Source organism: Salirhabdus salicampi, assembly GCF_024259515.1.
Taxonomy (GTDB): domain Bacteria; phylum Bacillota; class Bacilli; order Bacillales; family Alkalibacillaceae; genus Salirhabdus_A; species Salirhabdus_A salicampi.
Genome location: NZ_JANBWE010000005.1, coordinates 114,407 through 132,798 on the forward strand (window position 1 = coordinate 114,407; position 18,392 = coordinate 132,798).

An 18,392-nucleotide genomic window follows, 5' to 3' on the forward strand; every position below is an offset into this window, starting at 1 on the left:
AATATGAATAAGCATAAACATCAAAAAGGTCGTCAAAAACAGAAACATCAACAAAATCAACAGAGTGATAAACCTGTCGAGCTGCTCATTACAATTAAACGTATGGGGATTAACGGTGAAGGAATTGGGTACTACAAACGAAAAGCCGTCTTTGTCCAAGGAGCATTGCCTGGAGAAGAAGTGATAGTTGTTGTAACTAGGGAGTACCCAAAATATATACGGGCTGAAATGAAAAGAATACGAACAAAATCAAAGGATCGTGTTGATCCCCCTTGTGATGTATACGAAGCTTGTGGAGGCTGCCAACTTCAACATCTCCGTTATGAAAAGCAGCTCGCATTTAAGCGAGACTTAATCCTTCAGTCACTAGAACGGTATGTGAAAAAAGAAGTTGATCCTAGTATCATCAAAAAAACAATTGGTATGAAGCATCCGTGGGATTACCGAAATAAAAGTCAGCTACAAGTTGGGAGAATTCGTGACAATGTCATCGTTGGGTTATATGGCCAAGGTTCACACCGTTTAATTGACATTACAGGTTGTCTCGTACAACATCCGAAAACCAATGACGTTGCATTACAAATGAAGAAAATTATTGCTGACTTAAATATTCCTGTATATCAAGAGAAAAAACATGAGGGGATAATTCGTACGATTGTAACTCGGCTTGGATTTGAGACAGGTCAAATTCAGTTGGTGTTAGTAACGACGAAAGAAAGTTTCCCGAAAAAACAGTTGTTAATTAAGGAAATACAAAAAAGGTTGCCGCAAGTCACATCCTTAATGTTGAACGTCAATAATGAACGAACATCCCTTATATATGGAGAAAACACCTTCCATTTATCAGGGGAAGAATATATTGAAGAAAAGCTTGATGAAATTGGCTTTGAATTATCGGCTCGAGCATTTTTCCAGTTAAATCCGGCGCAAACGATCAAACTTTACAATGAAGTGAAAAAAGTCGCGGAGTTGACGGGTGAGGAAAAAGTCGTAGATGCATACTGTGGTGTAGGAACCATTGGCTTATGGTTAGCGTCAAATGCGAAGGAAGTAAGAGGGATGGAAGTTATTGAAGATGCAGTGAAAGATGCACGGAAGAACGCAGAGAAACGAGGAGTCGATAACGTAAAGTATTACACCGGAACAGCTGAAAGCTGGTTGCCAAAATGGAAGAAAGAAGGGTTTGACCCTGATGTTATTATTGTGGATCCTCCTCGTACTGGATGTGACAACCGTTTCCTGGAAACAGTAAAAAAGATCAGACCGAAAAAGTTTATTTATGTCTCATGTAATCCATCAACGTTAGCGAAGGATTTAGATGCATTAATGAGCAAATACGAAATCAAATCGATTCAACCAGTCGACATGTTTCCGCAAACAAGTCAAGTAGAAAGTATTACGTTGTTAGAATTGAAATAAAAAGAAATCTCTATTGCCTATAAAACACATTGTCGAAATCAACGGAGAAAAATTGTTAAAGAGAAGGGGAACAGAATTGAACGTTTCTGTTCTCCTTTTTTTGAAAAGTGCCCAGCATTGAAGAATCCCTGCTTTTTAACGTATTACATCTCTCTTCGATAGGTTTTTTACGTGTAAGCGTTTTAACAATATTTTCTGCTTTACGAATTGTAAGCGTTTTTTATATAATAGTTTTTGTGATTTAGCAGGGAAAAGGAAAAAAAATATGGATAAATGCTTACGAAACACAAAAATTAAAGGTGAGACATTACCCATACCCTTCTTCCAGACGCATAACAACAAAGATGATCTAGGGGGTACAACAGATGGATTTACGTAAACAGACAGAGAAAATCGTCGAGGCCATTGGTGGTAAAGATAACATCGATGCTGCAACACACTGTGTAACTCGACTTCGACTTGCGTTAAAAGATGAAGCGCAAGTAAACAAAGATGAATTAGAAAATCTCGATATTGTAAGAGGTTCCTTTTCATCAAATGGGCAGTTCCAAATCGTAATTGGACAAGGGACTGTCGATAAAGTGTATAAAGAATTTGTAGAAGTAACTGGAGTTGGAGAAGCTTCGAAAGACGAAGTGAAAGAAGCGGCAGCACAAAAACAAGGCCCAATTCAACGTGCAATTAAAACGCTTGCAGATATATTTATCCCAATTTTACCAGCTATCGTAACAGCCGGTTTATTAATGGGTATTAATAATATCTTAGCAAACCCAGGTATTTTCTATGAGGAATCATTTATTGATCGAAATCCAAACTGGGCCGGGTTAGCGGACATGATTAACATTATTGCGAATACAGCATTCGTCTTCTTACCTGGTTTAATTGGTTGGTCCGCAGTTAAAAAGTTTGGCGGTAGTCCGTTACTCGGTATTGTTCTCGGACTAATCTTAGTTCACCCAGACTTATTAAACGCCTGGGCTTACGGTAACGCTTTAAAAGAAGGTACCATTCCTTATTGGAATTTATTTGGATTAGATGTTCAAAAAATTGGGTATCAAGGACAAGTATTGCCAGTATTATTTGCATCTTATGTCCTTGCCAAAACAGAAATTTTCTTGAAAAAACGTGTTGGAGATGCATTCCAGCTACTAGTGGTAGGACCATTAACATTATTAGTTTCAGGCTTTTTAACTTTCATCCTGATTGGACCGGTTATGTTTACAGTAGGTAACTGGATTACAAGCGGATTAGTTACAATCTTTGATACGTTTGCGCTATTAGGTGGATTGATTTACGGCGGTCTGTACGCAGTGTTGGTTGTAACAGGTATGCACCATACATTCTTAGCTGTTGATATTCAATTAATTGGCAGCACAGGTAGCACATTCTTATGGCCAATTCTCGCGCTATCCAATATTGCCCAAGGATCTGCGGCATTAGCGATGATGTTCGTCACTCGCGATGAAAAAGTAAAAGGTTTATCTTTTACATCTGCTATATCTGCCTACCTTGGAATTACAGAACCTGCGATGTTCGGGGTTAACTTACGATTTAAGTTCCCATTCTATGCAGCATTAATCGGTTCAGCTATTGCAGCATCATTCATTACAATCCAAAAGGTTAAAGCAACATCTATCGGTGTAGGTGGTTTACCTGGATTCTTATCAATCTTTCCAGATAAATGGATACCATTCTTCATCGGTATGGCGATTGTAATTGTCGTACCATTCGTGCTAACCTATATCTTTGGTAAACGAGCAATGCGTAATCAATAAAAATTCTTTTACATGGCAACCGTTAACGGTTGTCATGTTCTTTACATAACTTCGGAGGTGTTAACAATAATGGATCAACAATGGTGGAAAAATGCGGTAGTATACCAAATTTACCCAAAGAGTTTTAACGATACGACTGGTAACGGTGTAGGAGATATTCAAGGAATTATTGATAAACTCGACTACTTGCAAGAGCTAGGCGTAGATGTCGTTTGGCTTACACCGATTTATAAATCACCACAAAATGATAACGGCTATGACATAGCTGACTATTTTGATATTCATGAAGAATACGGAACGATGGAAGACTTTGACCGATTATTAGATGAAGCCCATCAACGTGGTATAAAAATTATTATGGATATAGTCGTAAACCATACGTCAACAGATCATGAATGGTTCCTTAAATCAAGAGCTTCGAAAGATAATGAATACCGTGATTTTTATATTTGGAAAGATGGCGAAGATGGACAAGAGCCTACAAACTGGCAGTCTAAATTTGGTGGATCTGCTTGGGAATATGATGAAAATACCGGACAATATTACTTGCATCTTTTCGATGTAACACAAGCGGACTTGAATTGGGAGAATGATAAAGTGCGTAAAGAAGTGTATGATATGATGCACTTCTGGTTGAAAAAAGGTGTAGATGGATTTCGTCTAGACGTTATTAATTTAATTTCGAAAGACCAGCGTTTCCCAAATGACGACGGGTCAGTACCTCCAGGAGACGGCCGTAAATTTTATACGGATGGACCAAAAATTCATGATTACTTACATGAAATGAATAATGAAGTGTTTTCACATTATGACATTATGACAGTTGGGGAAATGTCATCTACTACGATTGAAAACTGTATTAAATATACACGGCCAGATCGTAAAGAATTAGACATGACATTCAACTTCCACCATCTAAAAGTAGACTATCCTAATGGGGAAAAATGGGTTACAGCTGACTTTGATTTTGTTCAGTTAAAAGACATTTTGTCTACATGGCAAAAAGAAATGCATAAAGGTGGAGGCTGGAATGCGTTATTCTGGTGTAACCATGACCAGCCACGTGTCGTTTCTCGATTTGGTAACGATGGGGAGTATCATAAAGAATCTGCCAAAATGTTAGCTACGACGATTCATATGATGCAAGGTACACCATATATTTTTCAAGGTGAAGAATTCGGTATGACAGACCCGAAATTTGATGATATCGATCAATATCGTGATGTTGAATCATTAAATATATACAAAATGAAAAAAGAAGAGGGAATGTCTGACGAAGATATCCTAGCTATTTTAAAGCAAAAATCACGTGACAATTCACGTACACCAATGCAGTGGAATGACGGTAAAAATGCAGGGTTTACAAAAGGTACACCTTGGATTCCAGTTTCCAAAAACTATAAAGACATAAATGCAGAAAAGGCCGTAAAAGATAAAGATTCCGTCTTTTATCATTACAAAAAGCTAATTGAGCTTCGTAAACAGTATGACATTATAACGACTGGAGATTATCAGTTATTGTTAAAAGATGATCCGCAAATTTTTGCATACGTTCGTAATGGTGAAGGAGAGAAGTTGTTAGTCGTAAACAATTTCTATAACAGTGAAGTAAGCTTTACGTTACCAAATGAGGTAGATGTAGAAGGTTACAGTGGTGAAGTAATATTGTCTAACTATGACAATTCAGCTGAGAATTTTCGTAACATAACTCTACGTCCGTATGAGTCTGTTGTATATTACTTGAAAAAATAATCACAATTCGTTCAAATAAAAACACTCCTTGAGTTTTATACTTAAGGAGTGTTACTTGTATTAGTTCTTCATTTTAGGATCCAGAGCATCCCGTAAGCCATCACCAATTAAGTTAAACCCAAGTACCACGAGCATTATGGCAACCCCTGGAGCGATTAATGTCCAAGGAGCTAACTGAATGAAATCACGTGAATCAGCAAGCATCTTCCCCCATTCAGGCAATGGTGGTTGTGCCCCTAGACCTAAAAATCCTAAAGCAGCAGCTTCTAAAATAGCTGTACCAAAACCTAGTGTCGATTGAACAATGATAGGTGCTAAACTGTTTGGAAGTATATGGTGAATGAGAATACGACCATTTTTCATTCCTTGAGCTCTTGCTGCCATTATAAATTCCTCTTCCCGTAAACTAATTACTTTTGATCGAACGAGTCGGCCGAAAATCGGAATATTAATGATCGCTATTGCAATTAAGGCATTTTCCAATGAGGCCCCTAAAATTGCAACGATTGCAATCGCTAATAAAATACTAGGGAACGCGAGTAAAATATCGAATATACGAGAAATTAACATATCAATCCAACGTCCGAAATATCCTGCAATAATGCCAAGCAATGTTCCGAAAACGAGCGCACCAGTTACGGCGAAAAATCCTACTTGTAGTGAAATTCTCGCACCATAAGCAATTCTCGTAAATATATCTCTGCCTAAGTTGTCTGTACCTAACCAATGCTCACCACTTGGTGGCTGGAGTCGCTTAATAATTTCCTGATCTTCGTAGGAATATGGAGTTAATAAAGGAGCAAACAAACCGAGTAATATAAAAAATATGATGATGATAAACCCCGTAACCGCGAATCGGTTTTTTCGCAACTGTTTATATGCATCTTTCCAAGGCGAATTCACTTTCATATCTTCTTGTTTTTGTACGGGGGTTGAAGCAAGCTCAATTTGTTCTTTTTTCTCTTCTAGTTTCATGTTCAAATCCCCCCTAATATTTAATCCTTGGATCAATATAAGAATATAGCAAGTCCACAATTAAATTGATCATTACGAATATGAACGCAACAATTAAAATCCCCGATTGGATTACAGGGTAATCACGATAATTTATCGCATCAAAAATATATCGTCCTACTCCCGGCCAACTAAAGATTGTTTCTGTTAATATTGCTCCACCTAATAGTACTCCTGTTTGGAGACCGATAACTGTGAGAACAGGAATAATAGCATTTTTAAGAGCGTGCTTATAAACAACTAAAAATTGCCCTGCACCTTTCGCGCGTACCGTACGAATGTAGTCAGAATTCATCACTTCTAACATACTTGAACGGGTCATACGTGCGATGATGGCCATCGGAATGGTTCCTAAGGCGATACTCGGCAAGACGAGGTGTTTTAACGTTGTGATTAATCGTTCAAAGTCAAGGTGTAGAAGAGAATCAATCACATAAAAATGGGTGATTGCAGTAATAGGATCTCGGCTATTTTCTCTACTTGATGCAGGTAACCATCCAAGCTCCTGGGCAAATACCCATTGCTCCATTAAAGCGAGCCAGAAGATAGGCATAGATACACCGACTAGAGCGAAAAACATAGCTAAAAAGTCAAACCAAGAATTTTGTTTCCATGCACTAATGATACCAGCGTTAACTCCAATGAAAATCGCAAATAACATGGCAAAAAAGGTGAGCTCAAAGGTAGCCGCCAATTTTGGCAAGATCTCAGTAGCTATTTCCGATTTTGTTTTTAGCGATATTCCTAAATCACCTTGTAATAGGTTGCTAACATAAATTCCATATTGAACGACATATGGCTTGTTTAACCCCATCTGTTCTTCCAATTTTTCGATTGCTTCTTCAGTGGCTGTTTCACCAAGGAGAATTTGAGCAGGATTACCTGGTATAAAGTGAACAATAGAGAAAACAAGTAAAGTCATTCCCAGCAGGACAGGAATTAACATAAGTAGACGTCTTATTGTGTAGGCTAGCATAGCATTCACCTCAATTCTCTGTTATTATCGTTGCTGTTTTATTAGAAAAAATAAAGGGTAGTAGAGGCTCACTCTACTACCCTCCAGTCGTGTATAGTTACTCTAATTCAACTTCTGCAAGTGATTCACTTGTAGATGGGTGTGGCACATAGTTTTTCACATAATCTTGAGCTGCTAAAACTGGAGTAGAGTGAACTAATGTAACCATTGGTGAATCTTCTAAAATAAGTCGTTGTGCTTCTTTATATAGTTCTGCACGTTCTTCTTGATCAATAGATACTTTTGCTTGGTCTAAAAGTTCATCAACAGTAGAATTTTGATAGAATGTACGGTTACTTCCGCCAGCAGCATCACCATGTAGTAAGCTACCTAAGAAGTAATCAGGGTCCCCGTTTGTACCAGACCAGCCTAACATGAACATTTCTTGTTCACCGTTTGCTGTTTTTTCTAAGTAAGGCCCCCACTCTTCACGTACAATGTTTGCTGTAATCCCAACTTGCGCTAAATCGTTTTGAATGATTTCAGCAACAGTTTCTGGGTCCGGCATATATGGTCTCGCAACAGGCATCGTCCATAGATCAATTTCGACACCGTCTTCATAGCCGGCTTCTGCTAATAGTTCTTTTGCTTTGTCTAAATTATAGTCATATCCTTCTAATTCATCGTTAAAGCCAAGATAACCTGGTGGTAATGGGTTTACCGCAGGGATAGCGTAGCCAGCATATAACGCTTCAGCAATCGCTTCACGGTTAACTGCATGATTAATTGCTTGACGAACGAGCTTATTATCCAGCGGTGCTTTGCTCGTGTTTAATCCTAAGTAACCGAAGTTGTTAGCAGCACGTGTGTGCAATACTAACGTGTCATCAGACTCAACACCTGCAGCATCATCAGGGTTTAAGCCATCCATAATATCAATCTCACCTGAACGTAAAGAGATTAAGCGTGCAGCGTTATCCGGGATAACCTCGAAAATTACACGATCTAGTTTAGGTAAACCATCTTTACGGTAATCTTCAAATTTCTCTAGCACGATTGTGTCATCTTTAGTCCAACTAACAAATTTAAATGGACCTGTACCAACAGGGTTTTCGTTAATTTCTGGACCATATTGCTCAAGTGCTGCTGGAGAAGTAATCGCAAAGTAACTCATAGCCATATTTTGTAAAAAGTAGCCTAGTGGACGGTTTAATACGAATTCAATTGTATAGTCGTCTAAGACATTAATTTCTTCGATGACATGACCTTCGTCACCTTTAAAACCGCCAAACATAATGCTGTAAATAACATATGAGTATCCTTCATCTGTAAAAGCGTATTTGTGACCAGGATCAGACCAACGCTCAAAGTTTGTCTTTACAGCTTCTGCGTTGAACTCAGTTCCGTCATGGAAAGTTACACCTTCTTCAAGATAGAATGTGTATTTTTTTCCGTCATCTTCTACATCCCAGTCGTGAGCTAAACCAGGTGTAATGTCGAAGGATTCCTTGTCAAACTCTAGTAAACTTTCGTAAATTTGTTTCGTTACACGGGAAGATTCCCCATCTGTTGTACTAGCAAAGTCTAAACTCTCGGAATCTCCTCCTCGAGCAAAGACAAGTACCTGCTCACGTTCCTCGTTGTTGTTGTTATCGCTGTCGTTCGATGGGTCTTCATCGTCTGATGCCTCGTTGTTACATGCTGCTAAAACTAACGCAAGCATGAGAACGAGTAAAAAAGAAAACTTCTTCATACTTTGTTTACCCCCTATTAATTTCATTTTTATATGATGACCACTTCGTTGCATCGCTTTATTCATATAAATGACATGCAACGAAGTGGTTATCGCCAATTTCTTCAAACTGTGGTCTAATCTCTTTACATATGTCCATTGCTTTCGGGCAACGTGTGTGGAAGGCACACCCTGCAGGGGGGTTAGACGGACTTGGTACGTCTCCTTCTAAAATGACACGTTCCTTTTTCTCATCGGGATCTGGAACCGGAACGGCGGATAGCAGAGCTTGTGTATATGGATGCTTCGGATTACTATACAATGTGTCCTTGTCTGCAAGCTCGACCATTCTTCCTAAATACATTACGCCGACTCGGTCGCTAATATGTTTTACGACGCTGAGGTCGTGGGCTATAAAGATATATGTAAGGTTAAACTCATCCCGCAATTCTTCCATTAAATTTAAGATTTGTGATTGTACCGATACATCTAACGCAGATACAGGTTCATCACAAATGATTAACTTCGGATTATTTGCTAAAGCACGCGCTATACCGATTCGCTGTCGTTGTCCACCACTAAACTGATGGGGATAACGTGATGCGTGGTATGAGCTGAGTCCAACAACTTCCAGTAGTTCGTGGATCCTTTGCTTACGCTGTTTTGAATCTTTAATACCATGGACTAACAGAGGTTCACTAATGATTTTCTCTACTGTGTGTCTCGGATTTAACGAAGCATATGGGTCCTGGAAGATAATTTGCATATCTCTTCTAAGCTTCCGCATCTCTTCATCGTTAAGATGAGTAATGTCTTGGTCTTCAAACTTCACTTCACCTTCAGACGGTTCAATTAGTCGCAAAATGGACTTTCCGGTCGTAGATTTACCACAACCAGATTCACCAACAATGCCAAGAATTTCACCTTCCATAACGGTAAAAGAGACGTCGTCCACTGCTTTCACTTCACCGACTTTACGGCCGAACACACCGCCTTTTAAATCAAAATATTTCTTGAGTCCGTTAACTTCTAATATTGGTTTCTGCATCTTTTAGTTCATTCCCTTCATTCTCATCATATAAGAAGCATCTTGATTGGCGGCCATTTTCATGGGAAAGAAGTTCTGGTGTTTCCGCAAAGCATCGCTTAAAAGCAAACTCACAACGGTCGGCAAAGCGACACCCGACCATATCCATACTTGGTTTAGGCACAGTACCGGGAATAGAGTACAACCGTTGTTCTTTTTCGTGTAATTTCGGTAAGGAACGGATTAGTCCCTTCGTGTAGGGATGTTTTGGATCTTTTAAAATTTCACGAGTTGTTCCTTCTTCGACCACCTGTCCGCAATACATGACAACAACACGATCACAAACCTCTGCAACAACACCTAAGTCGTGTGTAATCATTAAGATGGCAGTTTCTTTTTCTTTATTCAAGTTTTTCATTAAATCTAATATTTGGGCTTGAATGGTTACATCTAATGCAGTTGTAGGTTCGTCTGCTATGAGCAATTCAGGGTTACATGACATCGCCATCGCAATCATAACTCGTTGCCTCATACCACCTGACAATTGGTGGGGATATTCATCCACAACTGATTCTGCTCTGGGAATTCCAACAAGTTTTAGCAGATTAATAGATTTTAATCTTGCTTCTTTCTTACTAATGTTTTGATGGAGAAGAATAGATTCCATAATTTGATCTCCAATCTTAAAGAGAGGGTCTAAAGATGTCATCGGCTCTTGGAAGATCATTGCGATTTCATTTCCGCGAATTTCGCGCATACGTTTTTCTGATACCTGGGCAAGATTTTCCCCTTTGAAGTTAATATCCCCGCTTACGATTTTCCCAGGAGGGCTTGGGATTAACTGCATTACTGATAAAGAAGTAACACTTTTTCCACTGCCGGATTCTCCTACAATACCTACAACCTCGCCTTTATGTACTTTGAAACTCACACCATCAACAGCGGGAATTTCGCCTCCATCTGTCATGAAATGGGTGTGAAGTTGTTTAATTTCTAATACGACATCTGCCATTACTTTTCACTCCTTGGGTGTCATTCTTGAATCTAGTAAACGGTTATATTTCATTTATATGTCTTAGAAAGGATTTACATCATAGAAAATTCAAAAAAATAAATTAATATGCTTCGCCTTACTAATATACTTAATATTGGTATTATTTTCAATAGCAGTATTTTATCTTTTCTGAATATTTAGTCGAGGTATTGTTATAAGGAAGGGGAAATGAAAAAAAAACCCATCAAATGATGGGAGTACGTAACTATTCTTCATCATATAATATTTCGTCAGCACGGTCTTCTACTTCTTCCTCACCGTATTTCTCAAATTGGGAAAGCATTTCATTCGTGATTTGTTCAATTTCTCGTTTACTATAACCGAGCTGCTTCATTGCAATTGTCGTATAAGCCATCGCATGGTTTTTTTTCATTTTTTATCCTCCTGTACTAAGTATTTCTATTTTTAATATGTACAGTTTCCGCCGTTGTTATTGATCAATCCTGTTTATTGGGAGAGTACTTTAACATTTTTAAATTGGAATTCCGTTTTTTGTTTATAACTTGTGACAATGAGTACATCGATTAGTTGGGCATCCATTGAGAATGTAACGGGAAAGCGAATCCTTTGCCATTCATCGGATAACGTTAGTCGTTTGCTTGTCTGTTGTTGAAGAAATTTCCCTCTTCGGTCTGTTTCTTCTGTGCGGATATATATATGGCCTTCACCTTTCACTTCAAGCGATACGGTTACAGGGACGCCTTGTTTAATGTCTTTTACGGTGAAAACGGCTCCTTCTAACGGCTTCTCTCCTTTAGTTTGAACAATGTAACGATTATGTACGTTCTCTATAGCCGAGTTCACTTCAAAAAAGTTGATATCACTTTCTGCAAACAAACGGGAAGGAGAGAAGGTAAGTACGATTAGAAGAAAAACAGTAAAAAGTGTTTTCATATGTCACCTCTAGTTTGAACGATTACCCCAATATTTTTTGTATAGTTTTCCCTAAACTTTTATACCTTTATACAAAACAAGCTGACCATCACTGGTCAGCTTGTTAATTAGTATTTGACTTCAACTAATTTTGAAATCAGATCTGCAGGATCAGTGACTTCATAGACGGAACATTCTTCTAAGAAATCAACAGAACCGAGCGGGTAATGATACACAATGTGTCCGCCCTCATTCTTTTTTTCTTTGCCAGTATACTCTTTAATCTGGATGTGGGAGATAGGGTTTATTTCGGTCTCATATTGATCATCTTTATAATGGACAATGACATCCCCTTTAACGTGAATATTGTTTTTTAAATCATCAAATAAAAGATCTGTTTTATCCTTTACATTGAGGAATATGATATTGTTGTACACCTCAAAAGTGCCTGCTTGGCTACTGTATGATCCGGTAGCCGCATCGATGTAAAGATCTTCTCCAACTTGGAACTTAGAACTATTACCGGCATCGATGAGTAGGCCTTTCTTAAGATATGTACTTCTCCCGGTTCGGTAAGAGCCATTCGTGAGGTTAAACTTTTCCTCAAAAACAGCGTTGCCGCCAATTTCCATATAATTACCGTTAAAATCAACCTTCTTATAAAATTTTACATTTCCACAAACGGTAAACTTAGGCTCACCTTCCCCTTGTCCTTTTTTATTGTCTTGTTGTGTTTTGAAGATTCCTTCCACAAAGCAATGTCCGTCGATCATAATAGACGAATTTTGACTAAGTGTAACATTGTTGTTAAAATTCGCATCACCATTCACTTTTAAATTGGACTCTTGTGTAACAGATGTCTGGCCCTCGACATTTAAATTGTTCACTTCAATATTGTAGTAGGATAGCTCTGCATCGCTATACACATTTACATCTTCATCATAAGTTTCATACTCAATTGTTTCGGTTTCCTTCCCCTTCGTTTCTTCACCAGTCATGTTGCTCCAATTATGTTCTTGCCAATCATAATCTTCCTCTTCCAGGAAATTCGGAGGTTCTAGATGATTATGATCAAAACGTCTTACATCAATATCACTTAATAGATCGACTAACATAATTGTAGCTGTTAAATCTTTCTCCTTATCTCCGTCAATACCACGTACAGAAACGGTTACAATCGCTTCGTTTAAGTCATCAGATACAGAAATTGTGTAATCATGAAGCAACTGAAATTTCCGTTCCGGGTACTGTTCGTCTATGGTAACCCCATTAACATAAGCATCAATTTCACTAAGCATCGTATCAATATAGTTTCGGATGTTATTTTTGCTAAGAGTTGTTTTCGGTTCTGGGGGATGTTCATCAATATAATCTCTCACTCTGTCTTCGACATAGGTAACACCCATTTCAGCAATATGGGTGGTGCGGTAAATTTTATCCATTTGATGTGATTGTTTAGCGGTTGTAATTGCACTACTTGCAATGACCACTCCAAACAAGGAAATGATTACGACTGCGAAAAGAGAGAGGGCTAACGTGTATCCCCGCTCTTCTTGTAATTTTTTTACCATTTACTCCTCACCTCCTGCTTTCGTCATACGGGATATAACCGGGTTTAGTGTAACCTCGTCGTTTCTGCCGTTGGAATCACTCGTTAAACGTAATTGTACATGTAGCTTTTTATTTGCTTCATCTGTTAGATCAATATGAATGGAGTTCTCCTCTGTTAAAGTGATTGGTCCGCTGCCATTATCGACATGTAAAGATATCGGGTAGTAGTATGTATTAATCGTTGTTGTGTTTGCACCTTCATTATTTACGGCCGTAATCGAGAAAGAATGTTCGTTTATATAGTCAATCGTATATTCGGAGCTCCGTTGATGAACATTGGTAAGGGAAAAGATAATGTGGTTTGCGTGACTACGAATGTTGTTACTATCTTCAGCTGCATGGAAATTGTTCATGCTTGTCACAATAATCCCTATGACCAGTGCTGAAACCGTACCGATGATCGCTAACGTTGCTAACAGTTCAATTAACGTTATCCCTCTACTATCCAGTTTCTTCATTAGTCATTCACTCCTACATACTTATACGTCTCCGTAATTCTTGTGTTGTCTTGATTAACAATTTCAATTTTCACCTTACGTAGTTCGGTATGTTCTTCATCATTAATGATCAATTTTAATTTCAACTTTTCATTATCTATAAAAGTGCCATCTTCGTTAACCGCATTTATGTATGGATTATTTTCGCTATTGAAGGAAGTATATTCACCGTTCGTAGCTGGAAGTGCGTCTTTGCTCTGCAGCTCATCCAATACGACTTTAGCTAAATTCGTTCCTTTTATAGAAGAATCATTTTTTTGTGTGAATGTAGCACCTTGAGCAAACAAAGAGAAGAAACTAAGGAGAATAATAGATATGATTACAATCGACGCTAATAATTCGGTTAGGGTTAATCCTTTTTCATTGTTTATTATGTTCATCATAATCCTCTTTTCTTAACCGAAAATTAAAAAGAAATTCAGTTCAAATCTTGTAAAATAGTAATTTTATAGTAATATGAATATAGGTAATTTGCAATATTTGGGAAAAATATCTAGGTAAATAGTCGTAATCTATTTTAAAAAGCAAGTTCTATCCCATATTATAAACGCTTAATGAGGATAACATAAATACTTTCTCGGAAATCCTTAGTAAACTTACAAAAATAGTCAAAAATCGATGATATCATTCAATATTTTCTAATGAAAAGTTCTAGCAACAGTAGTATGATAATAGTATAAAAACTAATAGATTTACGAGACTTGCTAAGCATACAGAAAATCTTGCTTTATTGTGGAGGGTTTTATAGTGGCAATCCAAAAAAATATGCGACTTGGTGACCTACTCGTAGAGAGTGGAGTCATTTCAAAAGATCAGCTCATGCAAGCGCTCGATGAAAAAGAATCTCATCAAAAAATCGGTGATATATTACTTCAAAAAGGGTACATAACCGAATTACAGTTAGTAGAAGTACTGGAGTTTCAACTCGGTATTCCAAGAGTTAGTTTATATAACTATCCTTTTGATACATCACTCTTCAAGTTAATTACAAAAGAGTTTGCGAAAAGAAATCTCGTTATTCCTTTGAAAAAGGAAGTAGATAAGTTATACGTTGCGATGGCGGATCCAATGGATTATTTCGTCATAAATGATTTACGTCTATCTACAGGCTTTAATATTGAACCACTAATTGCAACAAAGGATGACATCATCCGTTGTGTGGCTAAATATTACGAAGTAGACGATTTCCAAACCGAGTTAGGGGACGACGTTGAGGAAGAAGAAGATGTCCAAAGTCTTGTTGATGATGAAGACTCTCCGGTAGTAAAACTAGTAAATCAATTAATTCAGCAAGCGGTAATCCAAAATGCCAGTGATATACATATTGATTGCCATGAAACAAAAGTGTTAGTTCGCTATCGTGTGGATGGCTCACTTCGAACCGAAAGAAGCCTTCCGAAACACGTTCAAGGTGCATTAATTACTAGAATTAAAATCATGGCCAACTTAGATATTACGGAGCACCGAGTACCACAGGATGGGCGTATCAAGATTAATGTTGATTACCGACAAATTGACCTTCGAATTAGTACTCTCCCTACAGTATTTGGGGAAAAAGTCGTAATCCGTATTCTCGACTTAACGATGGCAAAAAGTGACATTGACCAAATCGGGTTTGAAAAAGATAATTTAAATAAATTTTTGAAACTAATCAAAAAACCGCACGGTATTGTCCTCCTGACTGGACCTACTGGATCTGGTAAGTCATCGACAATGTACTCAGCGTTAAGCTATTTGAATAAGGACGACACAAATATTATTACGGTTGAGGACCCTGTAGAGTATCAAGTTGAAGGGATCAACCAAATTCAAGTAAATACGAATGTTGGCCTTACCTTTGCAAAAGGATTACGAGCGATTTTACGACAAGACCCTAACATTATAATGGTAGGGGAAATACGTGACCGGGAAACAGCAGATATGGCAGTTCGTGCCTCTATAACAGGTCACTTAGTATTTAGTACACTCCATACGAACGATTCGATTGGTACTATTAACCGCCTAAAAGATATGGGAGTTGAACTGTTTCTCATTGCTTCCTCTATTAACGGTGTAGTGTCACAGCGGCTTGTACGAAGATTATGTCGAGATTGCCGAAAGCCATCACCAGTATCTGTGAGTGAGAAAGAGATATTTGACCGATACGGTGTTGAAGTTGATCAAATATATCGTGGAGAAGGATGTCCTACGTGCAATATGACTGGTTATAAAGGAAGAACAGCTATTCACGAAGTTCTCGTCATTGACGATGAAATAAAAGAAGCCTTACTGAACAATGAATCTACGATGAAAATACGAGACTTAGCAGTAAAAAATGGCCTTACCTTTCTAGTTGAAGATGGCTTACGCAAAGTACAAAAGGGCATTACAACAACGGAAGAAATATTACGTGTTGCACTCGAATAGAAATGTCGAACTAGGGGGTAAAGCATGAAAGAACGCATGGATGAGCTATTACACAGGGCATATACAGAAGGAGCTTCCGATGTACACTTAACAGTTGGAATGCCTCCAGTATTTCGTTTATATGGGCATCTGGAAACAATAGGGAACACACCATTTTCCAAAGTAGAACTGGAAGCTATGACAAAATCATTAATGCCGGAACAACTATGGGATGAATTTCAACAAAACGGAGAAGTGGACTTCTCCTATGACCTTGCTGATATTTCCCGCTATCGTATTAACGTATATAAACAACGGGAAGGATTGTCAGCAGCAATTCGCTTAATCCCTGGAGGAATTCCGTCCCTTGAAAGTTTACAAATGCCAAACGTACTACAAAAAATCGCAGCAAAACCACAAGGTCTAGTCTTAGTAACAGGTCCAACAGGTAGTGGTAAATCAACGACGTTAGCCGCAATGATCGATTACATTAATGAAACGAAGCGTAAACACATTATTACACTAGAAGATCCAATCGAATATATTCATCACAACAAGAAGTCATTGCTGGAACAACGTCAAGTAGGACGGGATACCCAAACATTTGCAACGGGATTACGCTCAGCGCTACGTCAAGATCCCGATGTTATATTAGTAGGGGAGATGCGTGATTTAGAAACGATAACGACAGCAGTAACCGCAGCCGAAACAGGACACTTAGTTTTTGGAACATTACACACAAATAGCGCACCGTCAACAATTGAACGTATTGTTGATGTATTCCCAGGAGAGCAGCAATCCCAAATTCGATACCAGCTTGCTTCAGTACTAGTTGCAGTTATTTCACAGCGATTATTCCCACTAAAACACGGAAACGGCCGGATTGCAGCAACAGAAATTTTAGTACAAAATAACGCAGTAAGTAGTTTAATTCGAAATCATAAAATTCACCAGTTACCAAATTTAATGCAAACGTCGAGAGATCTAGGTATGCACACCCTTGAGATGAACATTAAGTCTTTACTACAAAGACAACTCGTATCCCATGAATCTGTTCAAGGTTATTTAGAGGAGAATGTTTATGGCTCAATTTAACTATGTAGCCCGCGATCGACAAGGGAAAAAGCATACAGGAGTCATCCAAGGTGATACGAAGAAGATGGTTCACTCCCGATTACGTGATCGGGGTTTACGTGTCGTAGATTTACAACCGAAAAAAGAAACCCTTTGGTCCAAAGATATTTATATCGGTAATCCTGTTAAGTTAGCAGACTTTGTCATTTATTTACGGCAATTTTCTACGTTAATTAAATCCGGAGTAACAATTGTTGATTCCACTCGAATTTTAATTAATCAAACAGAGAGTAAAGTATTAAAGAAAACGTTGGCTCAGGTGGAAGTAGACTTAAATGAAGGGAACTCCCTGTCTGATGCATTAGGGAAACACCCGAAAGTCTTTACACCTTTATTTATAAATATGGTCCATGCAGGGGAGGTGAGTGGGTCACTAGAAGAAACGTTAGAAGAGTTAGCCGAATACTTCGAACGCCAACATGAAACGAAGCAAAAAATCAAATCAGCTATGACATATCCTGTTGTGGTCGGTTTCATTGCATTAGCAGTAATCGCTTTTCTATTAATCTATGTCGTCCCAACATTTGTCGATATGTTTGCCCAATTTGACGGAGAATTACCAGGAATTACGAAATTTGTCATAGGTTCAAGTGCCTGGTTAATTGGAAATTGGTGGCTATTATTGTTAATCATTGTTATAATTGGTATAGGCTTGTATGCAATGATGCAAAAACCTGATACAAAGTATTACATAGATTTATTTCTATTAAGAATACCGATTTTCGGGAATCTATTAAAAAAAGCGTTAATTGCTCGTTTTAGTAGAACGTTAAGTTCGTTGTTAATGAATTCTGTCTCGATTTTAAAGGCGGTAGCATTAACAGAAAAGGTAGTCGGTAATGAAGTGTTTTCTAGAGCATTAGGGGAGTCGAGGTATGTATTAGAGCGGGGACGATCGATGTCGGAACCGTTAGACAAGCATTGGGCATTCCCACCTCTTGTTACCCAAATGATCGCAGTAGGCGAACAAACGGGTACTTTGGACCATATGCTTGGGAGAATTGCAGATTTCTATGAATCCGAAGTAGAAACCGCAACAGATTCTCTCAAATCATTAATTGAGCCGTTAATGATTGTTGTTTTAGCAGTAATTGTCGGGACTATTGTACTAGCGATTATGGTTCCGATGTTTGAACTATTTAACAATGTAGGTTAATAAATTTT

General features: G+C 38.1%; 16 protein-coding genes. 6 read left to right on the forward strand and 10 right to left on the reverse strand.

What is annotated here, in order from left to right; genetic code table 11:
* Positions 1-3: 3 nt before the first annotated feature.
* The 3 genes from rlmD to treC all read left to right on the forward strand — a co-directional run bounded on the left by rlmD (position 4) and on the right by treC (position 4,946).
* Positions 4-1,419, forward strand: coding sequence for a 23S rRNA (uracil(1939)-C(5))-methyltransferase RlmD (gene rlmD, locus NLW78_RS13855; RefSeq protein WP_254497752.1), 1,416 nt, complete (start codon positions 4-6; stop codon positions 1,417-1,419).
* A 365-nt stretch (positions 1,420-1,784) separates the two neighbouring features.
* A complete protein-coding gene (gene treP / locus NLW78_RS13860) occupies positions 1,785-3,194 on the forward strand; it encodes a PTS system trehalose-specific EIIBC component (RefSeq protein WP_254497753.1) in 1,410 nt (469 codons plus the stop codon).
* A 69-nt stretch (positions 3,195-3,263) separates the two neighbouring features.
* Positions 3,264-4,946, forward strand: a complete 1,683-nt coding sequence (gene treC / locus NLW78_RS13865; protein WP_254497754.1) for an alpha,alpha-phosphotrehalase — start codon at positions 3,264-3,266, stop codon at positions 4,944-4,946.
* Positions 4,947-5,006: 60 nt separating this feature from the next.
* Here the strand turns inward: treC and NLW78_RS13870 are convergent, their stop codons facing one another.
* The 10 genes from NLW78_RS13870 to NLW78_RS13915 all read right to left on the reverse strand — a co-directional run bounded on the left by NLW78_RS13870 (position 5,007) and on the right by NLW78_RS13915 (position 14,089).
* The gene (locus NLW78_RS13870; protein ID WP_437181983.1) at positions 5,007-5,921 is read right to left on the reverse strand and encodes an ABC transporter permease; all 915 of its coding nucleotides are present in this window, start codon (positions 5,919-5,921) and stop codon (positions 5,007-5,009) included.
* 13 nt (positions 5,922-5,934) lie between these two features.
* The gene (locus tag NLW78_RS13875) at positions 5,935-6,936 is read right to left on the reverse strand and encodes an ABC transporter permease (RefSeq protein WP_254497755.1); all 1,002 of its coding nucleotides are present in this window, start codon (positions 6,934-6,936) and stop codon (positions 5,935-5,937) included.
* Positions 6,937-7,033: 97 nt separating this feature from the next.
* Entirely contained in the window at positions 7,034-8,668 is a 1,635-nt protein-coding gene (locus NLW78_RS13880; RefSeq protein ID WP_254497756.1) for an ABC transporter substrate-binding protein, read from the reverse strand.
* A gap of 58 nt (positions 8,669-8,726) precedes the next feature.
* Positions 8,727-9,695, reverse strand: coding sequence for an ABC transporter ATP-binding protein (locus tag NLW78_RS13885; RefSeq protein ID WP_254497757.1), 969 nt, complete (start codon positions 9,693-9,695; stop codon positions 8,727-8,729).
* Entirely contained in the window at positions 9,670-10,686 is a 1,017-nt protein-coding gene (locus NLW78_RS13890; protein WP_302328571.1) for an ABC transporter ATP-binding protein, read from the reverse strand. Before NLW78_RS13890 ends, NLW78_RS13885 begins: the two co-directional genes overlap by 26 nt.
* Before the next feature lie 247 nt (positions 10,687-10,933).
* Entirely contained in the window at positions 10,934-11,101 is a 168-nt protein-coding gene (locus tag NLW78_RS13895; RefSeq protein ID WP_254497758.1) for a hypothetical protein, read from the reverse strand.
* Positions 11,102-11,175: 74 nt separating this feature from the next.
* Positions 11,176-11,622 (reverse strand): hypothetical protein, encoded by a 447-nt coding sequence (locus tag NLW78_RS13900; protein WP_254497759.1) that lies wholly within the window; start codon positions 11,620-11,622, stop codon positions 11,176-11,178.
* Between the two features lie 107 nt (positions 11,623-11,729).
* Positions 11,730-13,172: a hypothetical protein gene (locus tag NLW78_RS13905; protein ID WP_254497760.1), complete on the reverse strand. Its 1,443-nt coding sequence runs from the start codon at positions 13,170-13,172 to the stop codon at positions 11,730-11,732.
* On the reverse strand, positions 13,173-13,670 hold the full coding sequence (locus NLW78_RS13910; protein ID WP_254497761.1) for a prepilin-type N-terminal cleavage/methylation domain-containing protein: 498 nt from the start codon (positions 13,668-13,670) through the stop codon (positions 13,173-13,175).
* Positions 13,670-14,089, reverse strand: a complete 420-nt coding sequence (locus NLW78_RS13915; protein WP_254497762.1) for a prepilin-type N-terminal cleavage/methylation domain-containing protein — start codon at positions 14,087-14,089, stop codon at positions 13,670-13,672. The genes NLW78_RS13910 and NLW78_RS13915 overlap by 1 nt, the downstream gene beginning before the upstream one ends.
* A gap of 385 nt (positions 14,090-14,474) precedes the next feature.
* On the opposite strand from NLW78_RS13915, the gene NLW78_RS13920 reads away from it, so the two are divergent.
* The 3 genes from NLW78_RS13920 to NLW78_RS13930 are packed head-to-tail and all read left to right on the forward strand — an operon-like array spanning position 14,475 to position 18,384.
* A complete protein-coding gene (locus tag NLW78_RS13920; RefSeq protein WP_302328580.1) occupies positions 14,475-16,115 on the forward strand; it encodes a GspE/PulE family protein in 1,641 nt (546 codons plus the stop codon).
* A 24-nt stretch (positions 16,116-16,139) separates the two neighbouring features.
* Positions 16,140-17,189: a type IV pilus twitching motility protein PilT gene (locus NLW78_RS13925; protein WP_302328572.1), complete on the forward strand. Its 1,050-nt coding sequence runs from the start codon at positions 16,140-16,142 to the stop codon at positions 17,187-17,189.
* Positions 17,176-18,384: a type II secretion system F family protein gene (locus NLW78_RS13930; protein WP_254497764.1), complete on the forward strand. Its 1,209-nt coding sequence runs from the start codon at positions 17,176-17,178 to the stop codon at positions 18,382-18,384. Before NLW78_RS13925 ends, NLW78_RS13930 begins: the two co-directional genes overlap by 14 nt.
* Positions 18,385-18,392: the final 8 nt, after the last annotated feature.

Excerpts from the sequence above, each read along its gene's own strand:
- rlmD (WP_254497752.1), top strand. The coding sequence starts at position 4 with ATGAATAAGCATAAACATCAAAAAGGTCGTCAAAAACAGAAACATCAA.
- treP (WP_254497753.1), top strand. The coding sequence starts at position 1,785 with ATGGATTTACGTAAACAGACAGAGAAAATCGTCGAGGCCATTGGTGGT.
- treC (WP_254497754.1), top strand. The coding sequence starts at position 3,264 with ATGGATCAACAATGGTGGAAAAATGCGGTAGTATACCAAATTTACCCA.
- NLW78_RS13870 (WP_437181983.1), bottom strand. The coding sequence starts at position 5,921 with ATGAAACTAGAAGAGAAAAAAGAACAAATTGAGCTTGCTTCAACCCCC.
- NLW78_RS13875 (WP_254497755.1), bottom strand. The coding sequence starts at position 6,936 with ATGCTAGCCTACACAATAAGACGTCTACTTATGTTAATTCCTGTCCTG.
- NLW78_RS13880 (WP_254497756.1), bottom strand. The coding sequence starts at position 8,668 with ATGAAGAAGTTTTCTTTTTTACTCGTTCTCATGCTTGCGTTAGTTTTA.
- NLW78_RS13885 (WP_254497757.1), bottom strand. The coding sequence starts at position 9,695 with ATGCAGAAACCAATATTAGAAGTTAACGGACTCAAGAAATATTTTGAT.
- NLW78_RS13890 (WP_302328571.1), bottom strand. The coding sequence starts at position 10,686 with ATGGCAGATGTCGTATTAGAAATTAAACAACTTCACACCCATTTCATG.
- NLW78_RS13895 (WP_254497758.1), bottom strand. The coding sequence starts at position 11,101 with ATGAAAAAAAACCATGCGATGGCTTATACGACAATTGCAATGAAGCAG.
- NLW78_RS13900 (WP_254497759.1), bottom strand. The coding sequence starts at position 11,622 with ATGAAAACACTTTTTACTGTTTTTCTTCTAATCGTACTTACCTTCTCT.
- NLW78_RS13905 (WP_254497760.1), bottom strand. The coding sequence starts at position 13,172 with ATGGTAAAAAAATTACAAGAAGAGCGGGGATACACGTTAGCCCTCTCT.
- NLW78_RS13910 (WP_254497761.1), bottom strand. The coding sequence starts at position 13,670 with ATGAAGAAACTGGATAGTAGAGGGATAACGTTAATTGAACTGTTAGCA.
- NLW78_RS13915 (WP_254497762.1), bottom strand. The coding sequence starts at position 14,089 with ATGAACATAATAAACAATGAAAAAGGATTAACCCTAACCGAATTATTA.
- NLW78_RS13920 (WP_302328580.1), top strand. The coding sequence starts at position 14,475 with ATGCGACTTGGTGACCTACTCGTAGAGAGTGGAGTCATTTCAAAAGAT.
- NLW78_RS13925 (WP_302328572.1), top strand. The coding sequence starts at position 16,140 with ATGAAAGAACGCATGGATGAGCTATTACACAGGGCATATACAGAAGGA.
- NLW78_RS13930 (WP_254497764.1), top strand. The coding sequence starts at position 17,176 with ATGGCTCAATTTAACTATGTAGCCCGCGATCGACAAGGGAAAAAGCAT.